This is a genomic window from Bradyrhizobium sp. CCH5-F6 (assembly GCF_001556045.1).
GTDB lineage: Bacteria > Pseudomonadota > Alphaproteobacteria > Rhizobiales > Xanthobacteraceae > Bradyrhizobium.
On record NZ_LSIC01000094.1, the window covers coordinates 82,158 to 102,858 of the forward strand.

The 20,701-nt window shown below is 65.1% G+C and carries 17 protein-coding genes; 7 read left to right on the forward strand and 10 right to left on the reverse strand.

Features of this window, described 5'->3' with window-relative positions:
• The first annotated feature begins 14 nt into the window (after window positions 1-14).
• The gene (locus AX729_RS16860; protein WP_061024965.1) at window positions 15-596 is read left to right on the forward strand and encodes a DUF1036 domain-containing protein; all 582 of its coding nucleotides are present in this window, start codon (window positions 15-17) and stop codon (window positions 594-596) included.
• A complete protein-coding gene (gene pyk / locus AX729_RS16865; protein ID WP_061024967.1) occupies window positions 593-2,029 on the forward strand; it encodes a pyruvate kinase in 1,437 nt (478 codons plus the stop codon). The genes AX729_RS16860 and pyk overlap by 4 nt, the downstream gene beginning before the upstream one ends.
• A 146-nt stretch (window positions 2,030-2,175) precedes the next feature.
• Here the strand turns inward: pyk and AX729_RS16870 are convergent, their stop codons facing one another.
• Both AX729_RS16870 and AX729_RS16875 read right to left on the reverse strand, forming a co-directional pair.
• The gene (locus tag AX729_RS16870; RefSeq protein WP_061025292.1) at window positions 2,176-2,856 is read right to left on the reverse strand and encodes a TetR/AcrR family transcriptional regulator; all 681 of its coding nucleotides are present in this window, start codon (window positions 2,854-2,856) and stop codon (window positions 2,176-2,178) included.
• An 828-nt stretch (window positions 2,857-3,684) separates the two neighbouring features.
• Complete coding sequence (locus AX729_RS16875; protein ID WP_061024969.1) at window positions 3,685-3,849, reverse strand: Flp family type IVb pilin; 165 nt, start codon at window positions 3,847-3,849, stop codon at window positions 3,685-3,687.
• A 396-nt stretch (window positions 3,850-4,245) separates the two neighbouring features.
• Between AX729_RS16875 and AX729_RS16880 the strand changes: the two genes are divergently transcribed.
• The 5 genes from AX729_RS16880 (at window position 4,246) to AX729_RS16900 (ending at window position 10,471) form a co-directional block, all read left to right on the forward strand.
• On the forward strand, window positions 4,246-5,757 hold the full coding sequence (locus AX729_RS16880) for a hypothetical protein (protein ID WP_061025294.1): 1,512 nt from the start codon (window positions 4,246-4,248) through the stop codon (window positions 5,755-5,757).
• Window positions 5,754-7,022, forward strand: coding sequence for a glycosyltransferase family 87 protein (locus tag AX729_RS16885; RefSeq protein WP_245325231.1), 1,269 nt, complete (start codon window positions 5,754-5,756; stop codon window positions 7,020-7,022). Before AX729_RS16880 ends, AX729_RS16885 begins: the two co-directional genes overlap by 4 nt.
• Before the next feature lie 55 nt (window positions 7,023-7,077).
• Window positions 7,078-8,634, forward strand: coding sequence for a hypothetical protein (locus AX729_RS16890; RefSeq protein WP_061024972.1), 1,557 nt, complete (start codon window positions 7,078-7,080; stop codon window positions 8,632-8,634).
• Window positions 8,635-8,789: 155 nt separating this feature from the next.
• Entirely contained in the window at window positions 8,790-9,782 is a 993-nt protein-coding gene (locus tag AX729_RS16895) for a glycosyltransferase family 2 protein (RefSeq protein ID WP_061024973.1), read from the forward strand.
• 5 nt (window positions 9,783-9,787) lie between these two features.
• Window positions 9,788-10,471 carry a class I SAM-dependent methyltransferase gene (locus tag AX729_RS16900; RefSeq protein ID WP_061024976.1) on the forward strand — a complete coding sequence of 228 codons (684 nt, stop codon included), beginning with the start codon at window positions 9,788-9,790 and terminating at the stop codon, window positions 10,469-10,471.
• A gap of 2 nt (window positions 10,472-10,473) precedes the next feature.
• Here the strand turns inward: AX729_RS16900 and AX729_RS16905 are convergent, their stop codons facing one another.
• The 8 genes from AX729_RS16905 to AX729_RS16940 all read right to left on the reverse strand — a co-directional run bounded on the left by AX729_RS16905 (window position 10,474) and on the right by AX729_RS16940 (window position 20,631).
• Entirely contained in the window at window positions 10,474-11,919 is a 1,446-nt protein-coding gene (locus AX729_RS16905) for a hypothetical protein (protein ID WP_061024978.1), read from the reverse strand.
• 247 nt (window positions 11,920-12,166) lie between these two features.
• Window positions 12,167-13,438, reverse strand: coding sequence for an APC family permease (locus AX729_RS16910; protein WP_063817253.1), 1,272 nt, complete (start codon window positions 13,436-13,438; stop codon window positions 12,167-12,169).
• Window positions 13,439-13,447: 9 nt separating this feature from the next.
• Complete coding sequence (locus AX729_RS16915; protein ID WP_061024980.1) at window positions 13,448-14,287, reverse strand: universal stress protein; 840 nt, start codon at window positions 14,285-14,287, stop codon at window positions 13,448-13,450.
• 255 nt (window positions 14,288-14,542) lie between these two features.
• Window positions 14,543-16,465, reverse strand: coding sequence for an ATP-dependent zinc metalloprotease FtsH (ftsH, locus tag AX729_RS16920; RefSeq protein WP_061024983.1), 1,923 nt, complete (start codon window positions 16,463-16,465; stop codon window positions 14,543-14,545).
• A gap of 277 nt (window positions 16,466-16,742) precedes the next feature.
• Window positions 16,743-17,801, reverse strand: coding sequence for a tRNA lysidine(34) synthetase TilS (tilS, locus tag AX729_RS16925; RefSeq protein WP_061025298.1), 1,059 nt, complete (start codon window positions 17,799-17,801; stop codon window positions 16,743-16,745).
• Window positions 17,802-17,885: 84 nt separating this feature from the next.
• Window positions 17,886-18,965: a tol-pal system protein YbgF gene (gene ybgF / locus AX729_RS16930; RefSeq protein WP_061024984.1), complete on the reverse strand. Its 1,080-nt coding sequence runs from the start codon at window positions 18,963-18,965 to the stop codon at window positions 17,886-17,888.
• 187 nt (window positions 18,966-19,152) lie between these two features.
• A complete protein-coding gene (gene pal / locus AX729_RS16935) occupies window positions 19,153-19,641 on the reverse strand; it encodes a peptidoglycan-associated lipoprotein Pal (RefSeq protein ID WP_018641585.1) in 489 nt (162 codons plus the stop codon).
• 258 nt (window positions 19,642-19,899) lie between these two features.
• Window positions 19,900-20,631: an N-acyl amino acid synthase FeeM domain-containing protein gene (locus tag AX729_RS16940; protein WP_061024986.1), complete on the reverse strand. Its 732-nt coding sequence runs from the start codon at window positions 20,629-20,631 to the stop codon at window positions 19,900-19,902.
• Window positions 20,632-20,701 lie beyond the last annotated feature (70 nt).

Consider the following 20,701-nt stretch of genomic DNA (forward strand, 5'->3'; position numbering starts at 1 on the left):
TAGCTTCCGCGACAATGATTGCCGAATCTCCCCGCTCCCAGCTTTGCCTGCTCACCCGGTTGGTCCCGGTGCTGGCAGTCGCCCTGCTGTGCCTCTATGCCAGCCCGGCCTCCGCCGATTTCCGCCTCTGCAACAACACCTCGAGCCGGGTCGGCATTGCGCTCGGCTACAAGGACGCCGAGGGCTGGACCACCGAGGGCTGGTGGAACATCTCGTCCCGCTCCTGCGAGACGCTGCTGCGGGGCACGCTGGTCGCCCGCTACTACTACATCTACGCCATCGATTATGACCGCGGCGGCGAATGGTCGGGCCAGGCCTTCATGTGCTCGCGCGACAAGGAATTCACCATCCGCGGCACCGAGGACTGCCTGGCGCGCGGCTACGACCGCACCGGCTATTTCGAGGTCGACACCGGCGAGCAGCGGGCCTGGACGGTGCAGCTCACCGACGCCAACGAACAGCCGTCACAACAACGCGTACCTGGCTTGCCCGGCCCGGTTGGCCCGGGTGGGGTTCCCGGTTTGCCCAATGGCCCGCCCGGTGCTACGCCCCCGGGCTCGCCCGGCCTGCCACCCCCGCCTGGAAATAAGCCATGAGGCGTCTTCGCCGTATCAAGATTCTCGCGACCCTGGGACCGGCCTCTTCAGACCTCGCAATGATCCGCCGCCTGTTCGAGGCCGGCGCCGACCTGTTCCGCATCAATATGAGCCACACACCGCATGACAAGATGCGGGAGCTGGTGGCGACGATCCGCAACGTCGAGAGCAGCTACGGCCGCCCGATCGGCATCCTGGTCGACCTCCAGGGACCGAAGCTCAGGTTGGGGGCCTTCGCCGAAGGCTCGGTGCAGCTCCAGAACGGCCAGACCTTCACGCTCGATTCTGACAAGACGCCCGGCGATGCCACCCGCGTCCATCTTCCCCATCCGGAGATCCTGGCTGCGCTGCGGCCCGGTCACGCGCTGCTGCTCGACGACGGCAAGGTACGGCTGATCGCGGAAGAGACATCGAAGGAGCACGCGGTGACGCGTGTCGTGGTCGGCGGCAAGATGAGCGACCGGAAGGGCGTCAGCCTGCCCGACACCGACCTGCCGGTCTCCGCCATGACGCCGAAGGACCGCGCCGACCTCGAGGCGGCGCTCGTCACCGGCGTCGACTGGATCGCGCTCTCGTTCGTGCAGCGCGCCGAGGACGTGATCGAAGCCAAGAAGATGATCCGCGGCCGCGCCGCGGTCATGGCCAAGATCGAGAAGCCGCAGGCGATCGACCGTCTTGCCGACATCCTCGAAGCCTCCGACGCACTGATGGTGGCGCGCGGCGATCTCGGCGTCGAACTGCCGCTCGAGCGCGTGCCGAGCCTGCAGAAGCAGATGACGCGGATGGCGCGCCGCGCCGGCAAGCCGGTGGTGATCGCGACCCAGATGCTGGAATCGATGATCCAGTCGCCGGTGCCAACCCGCGCCGAGGTCTCCGACGTCGCCACGGCGGTCTATGAGGGCGCCGACGCCATCATGCTGTCGGCGGAATCGGCCGCCGGCAAATTCCCGGTCGAGGCGGTCTCGACCATGAACCGCATCGGCGAGGAGGTCGAGCGCGACCCGATTTATCGTTCCGTGCTCACCGCGCAGCGCCCCGCGCCGGAAGCCACCGCGGGCGACGCCATTGCCGACGCCGCGCGGCAGATCGCCGAGACGCTCGATCTTCCGGCCTTGATCTGCTGGACCTCATCGGGCTCGACCGCCGTGCGGGTGGCACGCGAGCGGCCGAAGCCGCCGATCGTGGCGATCACGCCGAACATCAACGCCGGCCGCCGGCTCGCGGTGGTCTGGGGCGTGCACTGCGTGGTGGCGGAGGATGCGCGCGACCAGGACGACATGGTGAGCCGTGCCGGACAGATCGCGTTCCGGGACGGCTTCGTCCGCGCCGGCCAGCGCGTCATCATCGTCGCCGGCGTGCCGCTCGGCATCCCCGGCACCACCAACATGGTGCGCATCGCCTCGGTCGGCCCCGAGGGCGACGCCGACATCTGAGTCCGGCCGCTCAAACAAAAAGTGCGAAAACAACCCCATGCACAGTAGAAAGCCGCTTCGGCGCGCGTGCTGCGGTTTTTCGAAAAAGCGAGCCCGGCCAACGGCCTGAGCGCGATCGGGTCTCCACCTCGGTCGCGTGACCGATTCTACGCCCCAACCAGTGCCTTGGTCGTCGGCAGCAGCGTCTGCTGCACCACCAGACCTCTGGCGCGGGCGTCCATGACGCCCACGGCGCGCAGCGCCAGCAGCGTCACGGTCTGCACGGCGTCGCGCATCTTGACGGGGTCATCGAGATTGTCGGGCGCGAGCGGCCCGACCAGGGACTCGTGCAGCGCACCGAGCAATGCGGTGGCGGCGAGCGCGGTGTCCTGCGCCGGCAGATGGCCGGCACGCACGGCCGCGTCGATCCGCGAGGCGATCTCGCCGGCGATCTCGCGCCGGCTGGCAAGGCGCGAGGCGCTGACATCGACATCGACGGGCTCGGCCAGGATGCCCCAGGCCAGCCTGCGCTGCGACAGCGTATGGACCGCCACGGTCGTCACCGCGGCCGCCAGCGCCGAGGACGGCCCCGGCGCGGCATCGGCCGCCCTTCGGATCGCCGCGAGCTCGTCGCGGGAGACCTCGGCGATGAGCTCGGAGATCAGCTCCGCCTTGGAAGGGAAATAGCGGTAGACCGTGCCGGCTGCGACATTGGCCCGGACCGCGACCGGCGCGATCTGCACCGCGGCCATCCCGCCTTCGGCCGCCGCCTCCCGCGCCGCCGCCAGTATCGCACTGCGCCGCGCCGCCAGGCGCTTCACCACTTGATGCGTCCGCCGATAAACCATGGCGCGCTTCCTGTCCCACACGCCAGCCGCACGCCCTGCGGCCAAACGCTTCGTCACGTCGAAAGATGCAAATCGCCCCGCAAGGACTGAACAACTATTCAGACTGAATGACAAGATGGGAAATGCGCGAAGCGTCACTGCGAGCGGACGGAGGCGCCAAGCCTGGCTGCCAACACCATTAGTATTGCTCGCGGCGCCATGCCGCCGAACCTGCTTGCCCGTAAAGGCATGCACTCCATAGCGGCGGTGTTGGCGAGTGGGCTCGGGATGCGAGAGGCTGTTTGCGCGACTTCCAACTGAAACGATCGCCGCTCGGTCTCCACACTTTTGGTTGCGTGATGGTGCTTTACTCTCGAGCGCGAGGAGGAAGGACGGCTCTGCCGAGGTGAAGTGACCGACGTCCACCAGGATGAGATTACGCTGTCGATGAATCTTGATGTCCCTCGCCGGGTCGTTTGGAGCAGAAGCCGCCAGACCATCACGATCGAAGGCATCGAGGGTGATGCAGCGCGACCTCGCACTGTCGTGCAATGTCGGGAAATCCCGCCTCGAACAATGATGGAATTTCATAGGGACCGGCGAGGGCGCCGCATCTGCCGAATCGGATGGAGACGGCAATGATCCGCGAAAGAAGAGCGATGCACCGGCCACTCAACCTGCTGCAAACCAGCGTCGAGGACTGAACAAGGATGAGAAGCAGATGCGTGCCCCTGTCGCGGGCTTCGCCGACTGGACCGGCAAGCCTCACCCAAGAGAACTGAAGCCTCGCCCAAAAGGAAAGAGCCCCGTCCGAGACGGGGCTCTCGAAACCGTCAGATCGTCCCGGCCTTACTTGAGGCTGGTCGAGATCGAGGTGAACTTGGTGTTCAGCGAGGTGCCGAGGTTGTTGACGACGGTGATGATCGCCAGCGCGATGCCGGCAGCGATCAGGCCGTATTCAATGGCGGTGGCGCCGGATTCATCCTTCAGGAAACGCGCAACGAGGTTCTTCATAGAGTGCTCCAAATGAGTACACGAGGCTACAACAGATCTGGTCTTTTCGGCTTCCCAGCGCCGCCCGACCATGGAACCGAACGTAGGGGCAAAGAATTTCGCCGCAGTTAATTCGACTGCGTAAACACCGGGCGGTTTGCGTGTATTCGCCCATGGTAAATTGAACTCTAAAACAATCCGTTAAATTGTCCGGACACGATGCCGAACCGGCGCAACCGGTTTACCCGAAGTTATGACCGCCGTGCTCCAATGCCGCTCGCTCAGAGCTGCGCGCGATGAGATGAATTCGTTCGCCGCGCTTGAGGTTATCGTTTGGGCATGATCTTTCGGGAAAACCGCTACACACTCTTCCGGATCATGCTCGGGCCGACGAGAACACCAGGACGACGAGGCGGCATGTCCCTTTCCTTTGCCAACAGCATCGCGGCGCAAAGCCGCGCGCGGGGCCTGGTGCCGCTGTGCGTCGGCGCCGGCGCCTATCTGTTCTTCCTCTATCTCGGCGACACGCTGCTTCAGGATTCCGACTCGTTCTGGCAGATCAAGATCGGGCAATGGATCCTCGATCACGGCGCCATGCCGTATGCCGACTTCTACTCTTTCACGCGCACCGGCGAAGCCTGGATCTCGACATCGTGGCTGTCGCAGGTCTTGTTCGCCTTCTCCTACACGCAATGGGGCTGGGCGGGCCCCGTCATCATCACCGCGATCGGGGTCGCGCTCGCCGCCGCCCTCTTCGTCCATTTCCTCGAGGCGCAGATCGAGGCACCGCGCGCGGTGCTGTTTGCGATGCTGGCGATGCTGCTGGCGATGAATCACGTGCTCGCCCGCCCGCATATTCTGGCGCTGCCCGTCATGGTGGCGTGGTTCGGCCTGCTGATGGCGGCTGCCGACCGCAAGAGCGCGCCGTCCTGGACCTGGCTGCCGCTGATGGCGCTCTGGGCGAACCTGCACGGCGGCTTCGTGCTGGGCCTCGCGCTGATCGGCCCGATCTCGCTCGAAGCGGTCGAGCATGCCGAGAAGGGCCGACGGCTTCGGTTGTTCATGCGCTGGGTCCTGTTCGGAATCGGCGCGCTGATCGCGAGCTGCTGCACACCGTATGGCTGGCGAACGCTGCAGGGCGCGACCAACATCCTCAGCCTCGGCGAGCTGCTGTCGCTGATCTTCGAATGGATGCCGGCGAACTTCACCACGTTCACCCCGTTCGAGGGCGCCCTGCTCGCGCTGATCGCATTCGGCTATTACCGTGGCCTCGTGCTCTCCGCGCCCCGGATCTTCCTGATTCTCTTCCTGACCTGGAGCGCGCTGACGCATGTCAGGAGCATCGAAGCATTTGCGTTCCTGATGCCGCTGGTGCTGGCAAAGCCGCTCGGCGAGATGTTCCCGCGCCCGGCGCCCGACGTCGCCGGGGCCGACCGCTGGCCGGCCCGCTATGTCACCGCCCTCGGCGCGCTGATGATCGTGGCGGCGGCCTGGACCTCGACGTCGCTCTACATGGGGCACCACCGATTCACCTTCACGATGACGCAGACGCCGGTTGCGGCGGTCGACCTGCTCGAGCAGCGCAAGGTGCAGCGCATCTTCAACGCCTACCAGTTCGGCGGCTACCTGATCTCGCGCGATATTCCCGTTTTCGTCGACGGCCGCGCCGAGCTCTATGGCGAGAAATTCGTCATGGACTTCTTCAAGGCGACGGAAGGCAAGAAGCCCGAATTGCTGCCGCGCCTGCTGGATGAATACAGGATCGACGCGACGCTCCTGGTCGCCGACGCGCCGGGTCCGCAGATCCTCGACCAGCTCAAGGGCTGGAAGCGGATCTATGCGGACGACATTGCAGTGATCCATGTGCGCGAAGACCGGCAGACCGGCGTGGTGCCGGGAGCGGAACTCCCGAAGGATGCTCTCAAATGAGCATGTCCCTTCAACCGTCGGTGCCCACTCCAGCGCGTCGCCGGATCCAAATCCCCCTGATGTTCCTGCCGGCCTTGGCGATCGCGGCACTGTTCGGCTGGGGCATCCTGGTCTCCACCTTCGTCCATCCTGGATGGATCGGACTGAACCACATCGCCCCCGGCACCGACTGGATGGTGTTCTACGGCGCCATCAGATCGATGCTCTCCGGCAATCTCGCGCTGGTTATCGATGCCGAGGCATTCACCGCGCATCTCAACCAGTCGTTCGCATCATGGCTCACGGCGCCGCTGGCGTTCCGTCCATGGTTCTATCCGCCCAGCTTTCTGGTTCTGCTGCTGCCGTTCGCACCGCTCGGCTTTCTTGGCTCCTATGTCGCGTTCCAGGCTGCGACCGCAGGCCTCCTGGCCTGGGCGCTGCGCAACCGCGCCGAGCAGCCGCAACTGACGCCCTACATCATCGCAGCCGTGCTGATATCGCCATCCGCATCGCTCAATCTGGCCGATGGACAATGCGCGTTTCTCGTCGCCGCACTGTTGGTGGCGGGCATCAGGCTGCTCGGACCGCGGCCGCTGCTTGGCGGCGCCATCCTGGGACTGCTGAGCTTCAAGCCGCAATTCTTTCTGCTCGTCCCGTTCGCGCTGCTGGGCCTGCGCCAATATCGCGGCCTGTGCGCGGCTGCATGCTCGGCGTTCGCATTGGCGCTCGCAAGCGCCATGATCTTCGGCATCGAGTTGTGGATCCGGTGGGTACCGCAGGCATTCGCCAATCTGGTCAGCCCCGATGAGAAATGGCTGGCCTATGGCCGCATCTGGGGTCACAGCGTTTGGGCTTGCGCGGTACTGCTGGGCGTGCCGGAGCGGCTTGCCTCGGTCCTGCAATTGGGCGCGATCCTCTCCAGCGCGGCAGCGACCTTCGTGGCGTTTCGCTCCTCGCTCGGCACCGACAGCAAGTTGATCGTGTTGCTTGCGGCAACCGTGCTGGCGGCCCCGCATTCCGGTCCCTACGATGCGACGCTGCTGGCGGTCGCCGTCGTGCTGTGGCTCGCCGCATCGATCGATGCTCCGCGCCTTCTCGACTGGCTGATCGGGCTCGGCATCTGGATGGTCCCGCTGCTCAGCCCGGCGGTTTATGTACCTGCGGGACGTCTGTCACCGCTCCTCACGATCGCTCTCATCGCCCTCGTGTTCGGAAGAGAGCATAGCCGGACGAGGTCTCGCGAGGCGGGAATTCCACCGCTGTCTTCAATTCGATCCACCGCTTGAGATCAGAGTCGCGGACAAGACCCAGCACCGCGCTCAAACCCAGCGATCCCCTGACATGGTGTCTTCCGATAGTCCGACCTTGACCATCCCGGATCGTCTCCGCTCCGACCGATCCGTGGCGATTGGCGTTCTTGCAATGCTGGCGGCGGTCTCGTTTCTTCCGGTGCTGCTGACTCCGATTCCTGCGATGGTCGATTATCCCAATCACCTCGCCCGCATGTACATTCTGAGCCAGAACGGTACCCCCAGCGCAAATCCGTATTACGAGGTGGTGTGGGCGTTCTATCCCAACCTCGGCATGGATCTGCTGGTCCCGCAGATGGCGCAACTGATGAGCGTCGAGAACGCCACACGGCTGTTCCTGCTGCTGAGCCAATTGCTGATCGTCTCCGGCGCGCTGCTTCTCGAATGGACACGAAAGGGACGGATTGAATTTGCCGGCTTCGCTGCGCTCGCTTTCCTCTACTGCCTGCCGTTCAGCTGGGGTTTCGTGAATTTCGAGTTCGGACTGGGCGTCGCTCTCTGGGGCATCGCCGTCTATCTCATGCTGGCGGAAGGCCCATGGCCGCTGCGTTTCGCGGCCAACGCGATCTTCGTCGCGGCGCTGTTCGTGGCGCATTTCTTTTCGCTTGGCATCTACGGCGCCACTCTCGGCCTCTACGAGCTTTGGCGCGCCCGACACCAGCAAGCGTACGGGATCGCGGCCGCGCGGCTCGGCGCGTTGGCCATCCCGGCGCTTGTCCTGTTGGGGGTCATGCATATGACGGCGGGCGCGATAGGAAGCGAAGGGACGAGCTGGTTCCTCGGGTTCAAGCCGATTTGGCCGCTCCGCATCATGAACGGCTACAATCTGACGGCAGCGGCGGCGACCGGGCTGACGCTCGCGATCTTGCTGTACTTCGCCACAAGACGCGGCGTCCTCAAGCTCGATCCAACCGGGATATGGCTCGCGATCGGCCTTGCGCTGCTGTACGTCGCCATTCCTTCGAAACTGTTCGGAACCTCGTTCGTCGATCTCCGCGTGATTCCCGCCGCCGCCCTGATCCTGCCGGCCTTCTGCTCGTTATCGCTGCCCGGCCGGGCGTGGAGAATCGCCGCGCTCGCTGTGATCAGCGGCATCACATTGATCAATCTTGCCGTCGTCTTCGCGGTGTGGCTGCCTTACCGCGCCGATTATGCGGCGATCATCGAGTCGTTCCGCAAGCTGGATCGCGGCTCGCGCGTCCTCGTCGGCAGCACGGGCGACGAGGGCGACCCGCCCTTCGCCGACCTCACCTCTTATCCGATGTTCTATGCGCCGACGCTGGCCATCCATTATGCCAACGCATTCGTGCCCAACCTCTTCACCGAAGAGGGCAAGCAGCCGGTGCGGGCGCGCGAGGCCGTGCGCCGTCTTGCCATTCCCTACGGAGGGCCGGTGCCTCTGGACCTGCTTGGCGCGATAGCAGCAGGCCAGCCTCCAGCGGACGTCCCGCCATTTGTCCGCACCTGGGTCCGAGACTACGACTATCTCTATGTGCTCGGACCGCGGGCCGCGAACCCGCTGCCGGACCTGCTCGAGGTGCTGGACGCCTCGGAGCGATTTGTTCTCTACAAGATCCGCAAATCCTAGACCGAAGCGGCGGCGCAGCCCCGCCTGCAGGACCCGCCATCGGACGGCCCAATCCCGGCGTCTCGTCCCCGGAAACCCTAACGGTTGCGGCAAGGCCGCCTTAACCATCGACGAACTAGACTTGCGCCCCTGCACCCCGGGTTGGATTCCTTCGCATGGCGGCCAGTTCCAGATCGATCCGCTACAGCCTCGTCATCCCCGTGTTCAACGAGGAAGCCGTGTTGCCGGTCCTGTTGCGCCGGCTCGACCTGGTATTGTCCCGGCTCGACGGGCCGGCGGAAGCGATCTTCGTCGATGACGGCAGCAGCGATTCCAGCTCGATCGTGCTGCGGGCGCTCGCCGCGCGCGACCCGCGCTTTCGTTATATCGGCCTGTCGCGAAATTTCGGCCATCAGATCGCCATCACCGCCGGCATGGACGCCGCCGAAGGTGACGCGATCATCGTCATGGATGCCGATCTGCAGGATCCGCCCGAGGTGATCGAGCAATTGATCGCAAAATGGCAGGAAGGCAACGACATCGTCCACGCCCGCCGGCTGTCGCGCGAAGGCGAAAGCCGCTTCAAACGTGCGACCGCGCATTTGTTCTACCGGCTTCTCGGCAGGATGTCCTCCGTCGGCATCCCCGCCGATGTCGGCGACTTCCGCCTGATCGATCGCAAGGTGCTCGACGCCCTTCGGCAAATGCCGGAGCGGGATCGCTTCGTACGCGGCATGATCGCCTGGCTCGGCTTCCGCCAGACCGAGGTCGCCTTCCATCGCCTCGAGCGTGCAGCCGGCGAAACCAAATACCCGCTGTTCAAGATGGTCCGGCTGGCGATGAACGCCGCCCTTGGCTTTTCCGATCTGCCCTTGCGGCTTGCCATCTGGTGCGGATTGACGGTCTCCGGACTCGCACTGCTCTACGGCGGCTGGGTGATCCTGTTGTGGATCGGCAACGACGGTCATCTCGTGACCGGCTGGTCCTCGACGATCGTCGTCGTGTCGCTGCTGTGTGGAATCAACATGCTGATGACAGGCATCGTGGGGCTCTATGTCGGCCGCATCCATGCCGAGGTGAAACGTCGCCCGCTCTACGTGGTGCAGACACGCGCCGGCTTCGACCGCGACGAGACGGCGGCACCGGCGATTCACGCCGTCAACGAATGACTGGCATGAGCGAAACCTTCGACAGTTACTACGACAATTACCGCGACGTCGTCCAATCCTCGATCGACTTCTCCGGTTTGCCGCACCACTTCTTCATGCGCGCCAAGGCTGATTTGCTCGGCGAGCTGATCGCGCAGCGGCTCGACACGGACAGGCCCGAAATGCTGGACGTCGGCTGCGGCATCGGCATCCTTCATCCGCTGCTGCACGGCATCGCCGGCCGCCTAAGCGGCATCGACGTTTCTTCGGCGAGCCTGGCGCGGGCGCGCGTCGACAACGCCGGGGTCGATTATCGCGACTATGACGGGCGCACCTTTCCTTTCGGCGATGCCAGCTTCGATCTGGTCACGGCCATCTGCGCGATGCACCATGTCGCGCCCGGTCAATGGGGGCGCTTCGTCGCCGAGATGCGGCGTGTGACGCGCCCCGGGGGGCTCGTCTGCGTGATCGAGCACAATCCGTACAATCCGCTGACGCGCCTTGCCGTGTCGCGCTGCGAGTTCGACCGGGATGCCGTCCTGCTTGGCGCCGGCACGACCCGGAAGTTGATGGCTGCCAGCGGTCTGCGGGAGATCAGCGCGCGCCATTTCCTGCTGCTACCCTGGGACACCAAGCCGGCGCGGCGGTTCGAAGCCGCCCTGAGCGGCACGCCGCTCGGCGCCCAATACGCCGCCTTTGGGACCGCCTGAGCTTATCTTGCCGCGCTATCCCGCCGCTTGTGCACGACCGCCACGTCATCGCTATAGACGCGCTGCCACCCGGGTAGCCGGTCGAGCATCGCGACGGCTGGCGTATGCGGCGTGAGCAAAGTCGCGCCAATGCGATATTCGTCCAGAAGGTTGAGAAAATCTCCGAGATCGATCAGCGCCAGGGCACGATTGTAGCGGTCGATGAACGGTCCGCCGAAAAGCTCGGAGCGACCATCGATGAAGGTGGGGATGCCGGCGAAGATCAAGTAGCCGCCGAAAGAATAGTCGTTGAGCACGGGCCCCGCCTTGGCGAGGTCGGCTTCAGCGATGGCGGCCTGGGGTGAGATTGCCGCGGGCGGTCTCACGTCATGCGCCAGGGCTACCGCGCTCGTCGCGATCAAGACGCCAAGCCCGGCCAGAGTCAGGCCACGCGACGAGACCGCCGCACTGTCCCCGGCCGGTCCGCCGAACTGCCGCCCCAGCGGAGCCGCCAGGTAGAGCGGCGCCAGCACAGCCAGCAGATCCGCATTGCGCATCTGCGCCAGCGCAAAATGGAGCAAGCCGATCACCACCAAGACCCGCACGACCGGCAACGTCACGCCGCGCGAGAGCGCAAAGATTGCACCCAGCAACAGCAACTCGAAACCGCCGACATGGCCGAAATCCTGGGGACGCCATTCCGCGATCCAATGGAGCGCCTGGCCGGCGCCGAGCGTCGTCAGCGGCATGAGCAGCGGTTCCGGCCCATGCGGTGTCAGGCAGGAGGCTGCAATGGCGAGGGCCGTGAATGGCAGCCATCTTAAGAATGCGCGGGGCCATTCGCTGCGCTTCTCGCGCAACAGCGCTTCGAGCCCCGCGGGGCCGATCAGCCCGAGCGCCAACACACCGCTGCCGTGAAGATTGGCCCACAGCACCAGCAGCGGCAGGGCCCAGTAGGGCGGAGGTCCCGCACGATCCATGCAGCGGACCAGGGCAGCCGCCCAGATCACCATCAGCGGCAGGACGAGGACATGTGGACGCGCCAGCATGTGCGGCGCCAGCAGGATGACGGCCGCGAGCACCATGAGCAGCGTCAGGGTCGGCGAAAGCTCGCGCAGCAGGAAGAAGGTCAACAAGCCGAAGGCGAGCGCGATCGCCGCCGCGCCGACGACCACCACGCCCGGCCACCCGGCAATCGCGTACGCGCCGGCATAGATGACCTCGGACAGCCATTCGAAGGTGATCCAGGGCGCGCCATGCTTCGAAAACGAAAAGGCATCGCTTTCCGGCAGAGCGCCATGCGCCATGATCCAGCGCCCGAGCGCGATGTGAGAATAGCTGTCGGGATCGCCGAGCAGCCGCGGCCCACAAATGAGCAGAGCGGCATAGACGCTGAGGCCCACCAGCCAAGGGAGCGCTGCACGTGCCGGAAACGGTTGAACCGCGCTGTGGACGACCTGGTCAGACATGGCGGGCCAAACTAGAACGCAAGCGTTAAGTTCTTCTTTAATGTTCCCGCATTCGCCCCGAGGCGGACCACACCGCGAGCGGCTCTCGGAGCGCGCGCGGTCCGCATCGCGCCCGCGGGCCTCGCCGCGCAGCCCGGCCGCGGTGAAGCTCCAGATTATCTGGAGCCAGTCGAACCGATGTCGAAACCCGGCTGGACGGTCTGGCGCGTGCGCAAATGAGGGCATGCGACCGCGCCTGAAGCCGTCGCTATCCGAAGAGATCGACCAGGAGCAATGCGGCGCTTGTGAATAGCCCTGCAACCGGCACCCAAACGGGAACGACGAACACGCCGGCGGGAGGCTGTGCTTCGTTTGCCTTGATTCGAAGCAGTGCCAGATTGACCAAGGCGAAGATCCCAAGCGTCAATCGCGAGGTCCATTCCGCCAATCCCGTCAGTGGACCGCCGAGCGCGAGGATCAGGATGGCGCCGACGCCGATGAGGGTCGCGACGACCGGCGTCCTGCTTCTGGCATTCACCCTCGCGAGAAGAGCCGGAAGGCTGCCCTGGTCCGCAAGGCCGTACAGCACACGTCCGATCATGATCATGTGAACGATGATTCCATTGATTGTCGCCACGACCGCAATCGCGCTCAGAACCGAGAGGGGAAGCCCGGTCAGACGCTGAAATACCAGAGCAAGAGGAGCTGATGAATGCGCGAGCTCGGCCGGCGGCACGGCAACCACCGCAATCCAGGCAACCGCCATGTAGAGGAGCGCCGTCACGCCGAGGGTGATGAAGAGGGCCCAAGGCAGGGTGCGCGAAGGATTCTTCATTTCCTCGGAGATGTTCACCAGGTGCTCGAACCCGATGAACGCAAACACGGCGAGCAGCGAGGTCTGTGCGATCCCGGTCCAGGCTGCCAGGTCGCTCGTGGGAGCCCACAATTCGGGCAGCCGAGAGACCAGAGACTCTCCCTCGAACAGGCCGGCACCGATGATGAGGATCAATCCTCCGATCTCCACCACCGTCATCAGTCCAGCGAAACTGATGGACTGAACCGCCGACAGGCAGGCGATCGCTCCCATCGCAAGCACGACGCCGGCGATGATCCAGGCGGCAGGCAGCGGCAGAAATACACCGATGTAGCCGGCGCTTCCGACCGTGATGGTGGCCCCTGAAATCGTCGCCGCGGCCACCACGAGCAATCCTGCGGCACCGCCGAGCCATTTGCGGTGAAATGCGGCTTCGACATAAGCCGCCTCGCTCGCCGCAACCGGCAGCCGCGTGCCCAGTTCAGCAAAGGTCCCGGCTGTGATGCCCATCACGACGGCAGCAACGAGGAACGCCAGAGGTGCATGCATCCCGCTCCGTGCGGCGGCCGCCCCCACCAGGACGTAGATTCCTGCGCCGATCGTGACGCCGAGCCCGTAGAGCACCGCGTGCGTCAGCGTGAGCGATCTGATCAGCTTTGAAGACTTGTGCGGCGTTGTCCTGCTGCCCGGTCGATGAGTTGCAGCATCTGTTCTCACCTCTTGCATGGACAAACGTCAATGCGAAAACAGAATCGGGATCGGCGGCTTGGACAGCAGGCTTCTCGTCGCACCGCCGAGCACGAATTCGCGCCACCTGGGCGTTCCGTACGCGCCCATCACGAGCACGTCGATGCCGTGAGACAGCACGTACGCTTCGAGGACCTCGCCGATCGGCTTGCCTTCGGCGTCGATCTTGTCCAGCACGACCGCGATGCCGTGACGGGCCAGGTTCTTTGCCAGCTCTTCGGCGGAACGTTTGGAATCCAAAGCCTTTTCATGCGTGACGGTAACGACGCGCACGTTTTTCGCCATTTCAAGCAAAGGAAGCGCGTCGGAAACCGCTCGGGCGGCGGTCCGGCTGAAGTCCCAGGCCACGCAAACGGCATCGAGCCGGAATGGACGCGAGCGCGGAGCCCTAGGCAGGATCAGCGTCGGCCTGCCGGATTCGAAGATCACCTCCTCGGCATCCCACCGCTCGTGGGATTCCCGCATCGGCATGATCGTGAGATCGCGAAGCCTCGCATACTCGACCAGCAGCCCCGGCTCGCCTTGGGTTGCACATTGCTCGAAGATGGTCTCATGCCGAATGCCCGACTTTGCGGCCGCCGCTTCGAACGCCGCGAGCAGTTCTTGCGCATTCTGGCGGCTCCTGGCGGCCTCGCGCGCGATCATCGCAGGGATGTCTATGATCGCATCCCCAAGCAAGCTCCCGCGCACTTCCAAATGCACTTCGCAGGAAATGGCAGCGAGGTGCGCATCCAGGACGGCGGCTAGCGAAACCGCATCGTCGATCACCGAGACCGGCGTCGGTTCCGGATAGCTCGTCAGGGTCAGCAGTACATCCTTGAAAGCCATGTTTCCCTCCTTGAAGATTTCAGCCTAGCGGCGTCGAGGTCCCCCTTCTTGACCCACCGCAACAGGTTCAGCCGAGTTGGCTGCGGCAAAACGGCCAAGGCTCGAATGAAGGGCCGGCGGGAACATGAATGCACCGGTTCGGCGGTGCTCACTCCGCTGGAGGGATTCAGCGGAGGCCGGCTCGCGAACGCGCATTCAGTCAATAAAAAACGCGGCGTTTCCGCCGCGCTCTTCAATTCGGTCTGCCGCTTGCGATCAGGCCTGCGGCTGCGGCTCCAGGCCCGGATCCGGATCGGGACGCGGGCGCGGCTTGCCCGCGGGGGGCACCGCGGAGGCGCGCGGCGTGGTGGGCTCGAGCACGGATTCGCGGTTCGGCTTCTTGCCCTTGAGCAGATCGATGATCTCGTCGCCGCTCAGCGTCTCGAACTCGAGCAGGCCCTTGGCAAGCGCTTCGAGGTCGGCGCGCTTCTCGGTGAGGATGCGGGTCGCTTCCTTGTAACCTTCCTCGACCAGGCGCCGAATTTCGGAGTCGATCTTCTGGACGGTCGCTTCGGAGGCGTTCTGCGTGCGCGACACCGACATGCCCAGGAACACCTCGTCCTGGTTCTCGCCATAGGAGACGGTGCCGAGCTCTTCCGAGAGGCCCCAGCGCGTCACCATCATGCGGGCAAGGCGCGTGGCCTGCTCGATGTCGGAAGCTGCGCCCGAGGTCACCTTCTCGCGGCCGAAGATCAGCTCTTCGGCGACACGGCCGCCCATCATGATGGCGAGGCGCGAGGTCATCTGCTCCAGGGACATCGACAGCTTGTCGCGCTCCGGGAGCTGCATGACCATGCCGAGCGCACGGCCGCGCGGGATGATGGTCGCCTTGTGGATCGGATCGGTGGCGGGCACGTTGAGGCCGACGATGGCGTGGCCGCCCTCGTGATAGGCCGTCAGCAGCTTCTCCTCCTCGGTCATGACGAGCGACTTGCGCTCGGCGCCCATCATCACCTTGTCCTTGGCTTCCTCGAACTCGGCCTGCGTCACCATCCGCTTGTTGCGGCGGGCGGCGGTGAGCGCGGCTTCGTTGACGAGGTTCATCAGGTCGGCGCCGGAGAAGCCCGGCGTGCCGCGCGCGATGGTCTTGAGGTTGATATCGGGGGCCAGCGGCACCTTGCGCACGTGAACCTTCAGGATCTGCTCGCGGCCGACGACGTCAGGATTGGGCACCACGACCTGGCGGTCGAACCGGCCCGGACGCAGCAGCGCGGGATCGAGCACGTCAGGGCGGTTGGTCGCAGCGATCAGGATCACGCCCTCGTTGGCTTCGAAGCCATCCATCTCGACCAGCAGCTGGTTCAGCGTCTGCTCGCGCTCGTCATTGCCGCCGCCGAGACCGGCGCCACGGTGACGACCGACCGCGTCGATTTCGTCGATGAAGATGATGCAGGGCGCGTTCTTCTTGGCCTGCTCGAACATGTCGCGGACGCGGGAAGCGCCAACGCCGACGAACATCTCGACGAAGTCCGAACCGGAAATGGTGAAGAAAGGCACGTTGGCTTCACCCGCGACCGCACGCGCGATCAGGGTCTTACCGGTGCCGGGAGGGCCGACCAGCAGCACGCCGCGCGGAATGCGACCGCCGAGGCGCTGGAATTTGCCGGGGTCGCGCAGGAATTCGACGATCTCCTGCAGGTCCTGCTTGGCCTCGTCGACGCCGGCGACGTCCTCGAAGGTGACGCGGCCGTGCGCTTCGGTGAGCATCTTGGCGCGCGACTTGCCAAAGCCCATCGCCTTGCCGGCGCCGCCCTGCATCTGCCTGGACAGGAAGATCCAGACGCCGATCAGCGCGATGAAGGGCAGCCAGGAGACCAGGAGCGAGACGAACCAGGGCACGTTGTCGCCCGGCGGCTTCGCGGTGATCTGCACCTTGCTGTCATAGAGGCGCTTCACCAGCGTCGGATCGTTCGGCGCATAGGTCTGGAAGCTCGAGCCGTTGGTGAAGGTGCCGTGGATGTCCGGCCCCTGGATCACGACGTCGCGCACATTGCCGCGATCAACTTCGCTCAGGAGCTGGGAGAAGGCGATGTCCTGCGAGGACGCCCGCTGACCCGGATTCTGGAAGAGCGTGAACAACGCCAACAGCAGCAAGACAATGATGACCCAGAGGGCGAAATTGCGCAGATTGGCGTTCATCGATCTTCCTTCGTGGTCGCGCGGATCGCGACCCTGATCCTTGGGCAGTGGCTTTGGTCAATGCGAGGAAATCCCAAGGAGTCCTCTCGGTTAGACGGATACAATTTAGGTGCCGCCCCGGTCGATGCCAAGGGAACGAGATGGGACTATTTATCCCATCTTAGAGCGATTCCCGCGGAAATAATGGCGCCCGATCGGGTGTTTTTCGGGCCTGGTTAAGGTGGCCTGACGGCGCGGCGGCGAAACGGCCGGTGCCATGATCCGCCCTGATTCGTGCTCATCTTCCGGCGCGCCGCCGGGCCGGTGCCGGCGCGACGTGGATACGCCCGCCGGCAAGGCTGATCAAGGCTCCCGCAAGCGTCTGCTTCAGGACCGGCCGGCTGCCGGCGCGGGCGCGGCGATATGCGGCCATGGCCTGGTCCAATGCCGCCATCAGGGTTTCGACCTTGCCGAGTTCCGCCGGCCCTTCATGTCCAACCGCGTTGATGGCCCGCAGCAGCAGCCGCAGCCGAACCTCCTCCGGAAGGGCGGCAAAGGCCGAGGTCTCGAAGCTTAGGACGCCCGTCTGCGGCGCATCGCCGCGATCCCGCAAGCGGAGGAAGCGCTCGGCGCCGTCGGCCAGCACCTCGACCGCCGCATTGGCCCGCGCCAGCCTTGCTGCGAGCCGCGCGAGCGTGCGGGCATCGCCGCCCTCGGCCGCGAGAAGCGGCAGCAGCGCACGCAGCCGCGGCCGGGTGAAGGCGGTGTCCCGGTTGGTGGGGTCCTCGACAAAGCCGACCTTCGCCCGCCTCAAAGTGGCGATCAGCTGCGACTTCGGGACATCGAGCAGCGGCCGCGCCAGCACGATTCCGTCGCGCGCGCTGAGGGGAGCCATGGCCGAAAGCCCGGCAAGTCCGCTGCCGCGGAGGAGGCGCATCAACAGCGTCTCGGCCTGGTCGTCGCGGGTGTGGGCCGTCAGCACATGGCTCGCACCGGCGGCACGCGCGGCCCCTGCGAGCAGGCGGTAACGGACCTCGCGCGCTGCGGCTGGCAGCCCCGTCTTCGGCTTCGCGCCACGCCAGCGCAGGGTCCGGTGCGGCAATCCGAGCTCGGCGGCGAGCCGCTTGACCTCGCGCGCCTCGCGCGGCGCCTCTCGCCGCAGGCCATGATCGATCGTGACGACGGTGAGATGCGGGCCGCGCGCGAGGCTGCGCCGCCAGCGCGCCGCAAGCCACATCAGCGCGACCGAGTCGGGCCCGCCCGAGACCGCGAGCACCAGCGCAGGCGCGCTTTTCAGGCCGGCGAAGAGCCGCCTCGCCTCGCGCGCCGAGATCGGAGAATTGTCGTCGTCTGACATGACGCGGCCCAGCATCATCAGCGGATGATCGCGACGACGTTTAGCGCAGCACCATCCGTGTTGTCAGGACGGAAATGCCGGGCGTCAGCACTTCACCCGCTTCTGCTCGCGATCGACCGCGGCTTTGACGCCGGCGGAGGCGCGCGGATATTTGCGGCCAACCTCGCCGAAGGCGGCGCAGGCGGCCTCCTTCTCCTTCAGCGCGGCGAGAGACTGGCCGAGCCGCAGCAGCGCATCCGGCGCCTTGGCCGATTTCTCGTATTTGGTGGTGACGGCGAGGAAGGCTTCCGCGGAGTCGCGATACTGCTGGCGCTGGAAGTAGCTCTCGCCGAGCCAGTATTGCGCTTCCCCGACGAGCGGGTCGCTCGGAAATTTCTGCGCAAAGTTCTTCATGGTCTGCTCGGCAAGCGCATAGTCCTTGCGCTGCATGTAGCCGATGCCGAGGTCAAACTCGTCGCGCGGCGTGGCCGAGGGCGGCAGGGTGGTCAGGCCAGCGCCGCCGGCCGGCGCTGGATAGCCCGGCTGCACGGCAGGGGGCGCGGCTTGCGGATAGCGAGGAGCGGTGTTGGCGAGATCGAGCGGTTCGCCCGCGTTGCGGCCGCCGGGCGCGCCGTTCGGAACTCCCGCCGGCATCGGCTGCTGCCCGCCGCCGAGCGCGCGCGGCGCGCCGGGCGCATTCGGGTTCTGGTTCGGATCGAAGGCATCGCCGCGGCGGCGCGTACCGGGTGCGCCGGGCGCCGGCTGCTCCTGAACGATCGGCGCAGGAGCAGCGATCTGAGGCTGCTCGTAACTCGGCTGCGCGGCCTGCTGCTGCGGCTGGCGATAGCCGGGCGCGACCTGACTTGGCGCGACCTGACTTGGCACGGCTTGACTGGGCGCGATCTGCGCGGGCGGCATCGCCGCGACGTTGGGCGCCTGTCCGGGCGCGCCTTGGGCGCCGCCTTCGAGCGCCCGCAGCCGCTCTTCGAGCTGGCGGTTGCGGTACTGCAACTCTTCGTTCTGGCCGGTGAGCTGGCGCAGCTGGTTCTCCAGCCGCTCGATCCGCATCTCCGCATCGGCATCGTCCGACTGCGCGAAGATCGACTGCGCAAATGCGGGCGAGCACAAGGAGAGCAGCGCGGCGGTCGCCACAGTGCCCGTAAAGACCTTAAATCTGGATGACATCTTGCCCTGACGACGAAAGCGAAATGGCCTGTGACGGAACATTCGACGCGCCACACATTGAAGTGGAGTACGCCAAAAATGTGACTGGTACCAAGGGGTTTCTGTCACAGAATGCTGAAACGAAACCGGCGCCCGAGAGGGCGCCGGCATCATCCAATTCCGAAGCTGAACGGCGGCTGACTGAACGTCAGGAGCTCGCATTCAAGACGGTGACGGCACGGCGGTTCTGCGACCAGCAGGAGATGTCGTTACAGACGGCGACCGGCCGTTCCTTGCCGTAGGAGATCGTGCGCATGCGGTTCGGATCGATGCCGCGCGAGGCGAGGAACGAGCGCACCGACTGGGCCCGGCGGGCGCCGAGGGCGATGTTGTATTCGCGGGTGCCGCGCTCGTCGGCATGACCTTCTATGGTGAAGCTGTAGCGCGGGTAGGTCTGGAGCCACTGCGCCTGCTTCTCCAGCGTCACGATCGCCTGCGGGGTCAGATCGGTCTGGTCGCTCTCGAAGAACACGCGGTCGCCGACATTGACGACGAAATCCTGCTGGCTGCCGGGGGTCGCAGCGTTGGCCATCGCATCCGTGGCGGCATTCTTGTTGGCGCAGGCGCCCATCGACAGCGCGACGGCAAGCACCGCGGCCAGCTTCAATCCCTGGAGGATACGCATAGGATGTTTCATTCCGGAGCCTCCACGCTCGCGTTAGTCCACTGCTGTCCGGTCTACAGGGGGTTGGTTAAGCGAACGTTCCGTCAACCTTGACGGAACCTTGCCTCATCCGGTCAAATGCCCCCAACCAGCGAAAAGCACCCATCGTGGTTAATGGGTTGTAAATGTGGCGCAAGGGTGAAGGCAAGCCTTGCCAACGACCAAAACGTGCGCTTTCGCGGGGTAAACCCCTACTCTGCGCAGGACCGAACCACAAACGAGCTGGAGGAATCAGGCCTGGGCGACGGCGCCGGCAACAAGAACCGGTCGGGACGGGGCGATCCGGTGGGTGCCCCGTTCAAACAGCATTCGCCGCTCGAACGCGCTCGAACGCATGATCGGGAAACGCGTCAGGATCTTTTCCCGGACCTTGGGATAGTCCGAGGCCATCAGGACGGCCTTCTTCGTCGGCCAGCCCGGGAATGAACGCGGCTCAGTGAGAGTCTCGGACAGGAACACGCGGCGGTAGAACGCCTGATGATCGGTCCGCACCATCGAGAGGCCGACGTCGGCATTGAAATGCTCGCAGGCGACGAAGGGAAGCCGCACGGTCAGATAAGGCAGTTCGGGAAACCGCTGCTGCATTTCGGGATCAGCAACGAATCGACACGGATCGATAAAAATCTCGCCCCGGTCGAGGCGGGGATGCAGGACGTCGCCGAACACCTCGGTCGTGTAGGACATCCGCCATTCCGACGTCAGAACGTGGATGCGAACGGAACTGCAGAGTTCGTCGTCGACGTAGACGCCGAAGTTCCAGACATTGGGCGCGTCGTCGAAACGGTCCGTCACCCGCTGCGACTCCGACGGCGGGATCAGACCGGCCTGCAAATAGGCCCGGTAACGCATCAGGTGGAGGCGATCCTTTTCCTCCGGCGTTTCGACGAGCCGGTAGTCGATACGCTCAAACAGCGCGGCTCCGCGTGGAACAAGCGCCGTTTGCGGTTCGGCCCCGGATTTCATCAACAACCCCTGCACTGGCAACTTCTGCGAGTGGGTTGAGATTAATGGTTCCTTAATCAAATTGCAAAGC

What these genes read in the sequence shown, in the direction of transcription:
- AX729_RS16860 (WP_061024965.1), top strand. Translation starts at nt 15, where the DNA reads ATGATTGCCGAATCTCCCCGCTCCCAGCTTTGCCTGCTCACCCGGTTG.
- pyk (WP_061024967.1), top strand. Translation starts at nt 593, where the DNA reads ATGAGGCGTCTTCGCCGTATCAAGATTCTCGCGACCCTGGGACCGGCC.
- AX729_RS16870 (WP_061025292.1), bottom strand. Translation starts at nt 2,856, where the DNA reads ATGGTTTATCGGCGGACGCATCAAGTGGTGAAGCGCCTGGCGGCGCGG.
- AX729_RS16875 (WP_061024969.1), bottom strand. Translation starts at nt 3,849, where the DNA reads ATGAAGAACCTCGTTGCGCGTTTCCTGAAGGATGAATCCGGCGCCACC.
- AX729_RS16880 (WP_061025294.1), top strand. Translation starts at nt 4,246, where the DNA reads ATGTCCCTTTCCTTTGCCAACAGCATCGCGGCGCAAAGCCGCGCGCGG.
- AX729_RS16885 (WP_245325231.1), top strand. Translation starts at nt 5,754, where the DNA reads ATGAGCATGTCCCTTCAACCGTCGGTGCCCACTCCAGCGCGTCGCCGG.
- AX729_RS16890 (WP_061024972.1), top strand. Translation starts at nt 7,078, where the DNA reads ATGGTGTCTTCCGATAGTCCGACCTTGACCATCCCGGATCGTCTCCGC.
- AX729_RS16895 (WP_061024973.1), top strand. Translation starts at nt 8,790, where the DNA reads ATGGCGGCCAGTTCCAGATCGATCCGCTACAGCCTCGTCATCCCCGTG.
- AX729_RS16900 (WP_061024976.1), top strand. Translation starts at nt 9,788, where the DNA reads ATGAGCGAAACCTTCGACAGTTACTACGACAATTACCGCGACGTCGTC.
- AX729_RS16905 (WP_061024978.1), bottom strand. Translation starts at nt 11,919, where the DNA reads ATGTCTGACCAGGTCGTCCACAGCGCGGTTCAACCGTTTCCGGCACGT.
- AX729_RS16910 (WP_063817253.1), bottom strand. Translation starts at nt 13,438, where the DNA reads ATGCAAGAGGTGAGAACAGATGCTGCAACTCATCGACCGGGCAGCAGG.
- AX729_RS16915 (WP_061024980.1), bottom strand. Translation starts at nt 14,287, where the DNA reads ATGGCTTTCAAGGATGTACTGCTGACCCTGACGAGCTATCCGGAACCG.
- ftsH (WP_061024983.1), bottom strand. Translation starts at nt 16,465, where the DNA reads ATGAACGCCAATCTGCGCAATTTCGCCCTCTGGGTCATCATTGTCTTG.
- tilS (WP_061025298.1), bottom strand. Translation starts at nt 17,801, where the DNA reads ATGTCAGACGACGACAATTCTCCGATCTCGGCGCGCGAGGCGAGGCGG.
- ybgF (WP_061024984.1), bottom strand. Translation starts at nt 18,965, where the DNA reads ATGTCATCCAGATTTAAGGTCTTTACGGGCACTGTGGCGACCGCCGCG.
- pal (WP_018641585.1), bottom strand. Translation starts at nt 19,641, where the DNA reads ATGAAACATCCTATGCGTATCCTCCAGGGATTGAAGCTGGCCGCGGTG.
- AX729_RS16940 (WP_061024986.1), bottom strand. Translation starts at nt 20,631, where the DNA reads ATGAAATCCGGGGCCGAACCGCAAACGGCGCTTGTTCCACGCGGAGCC.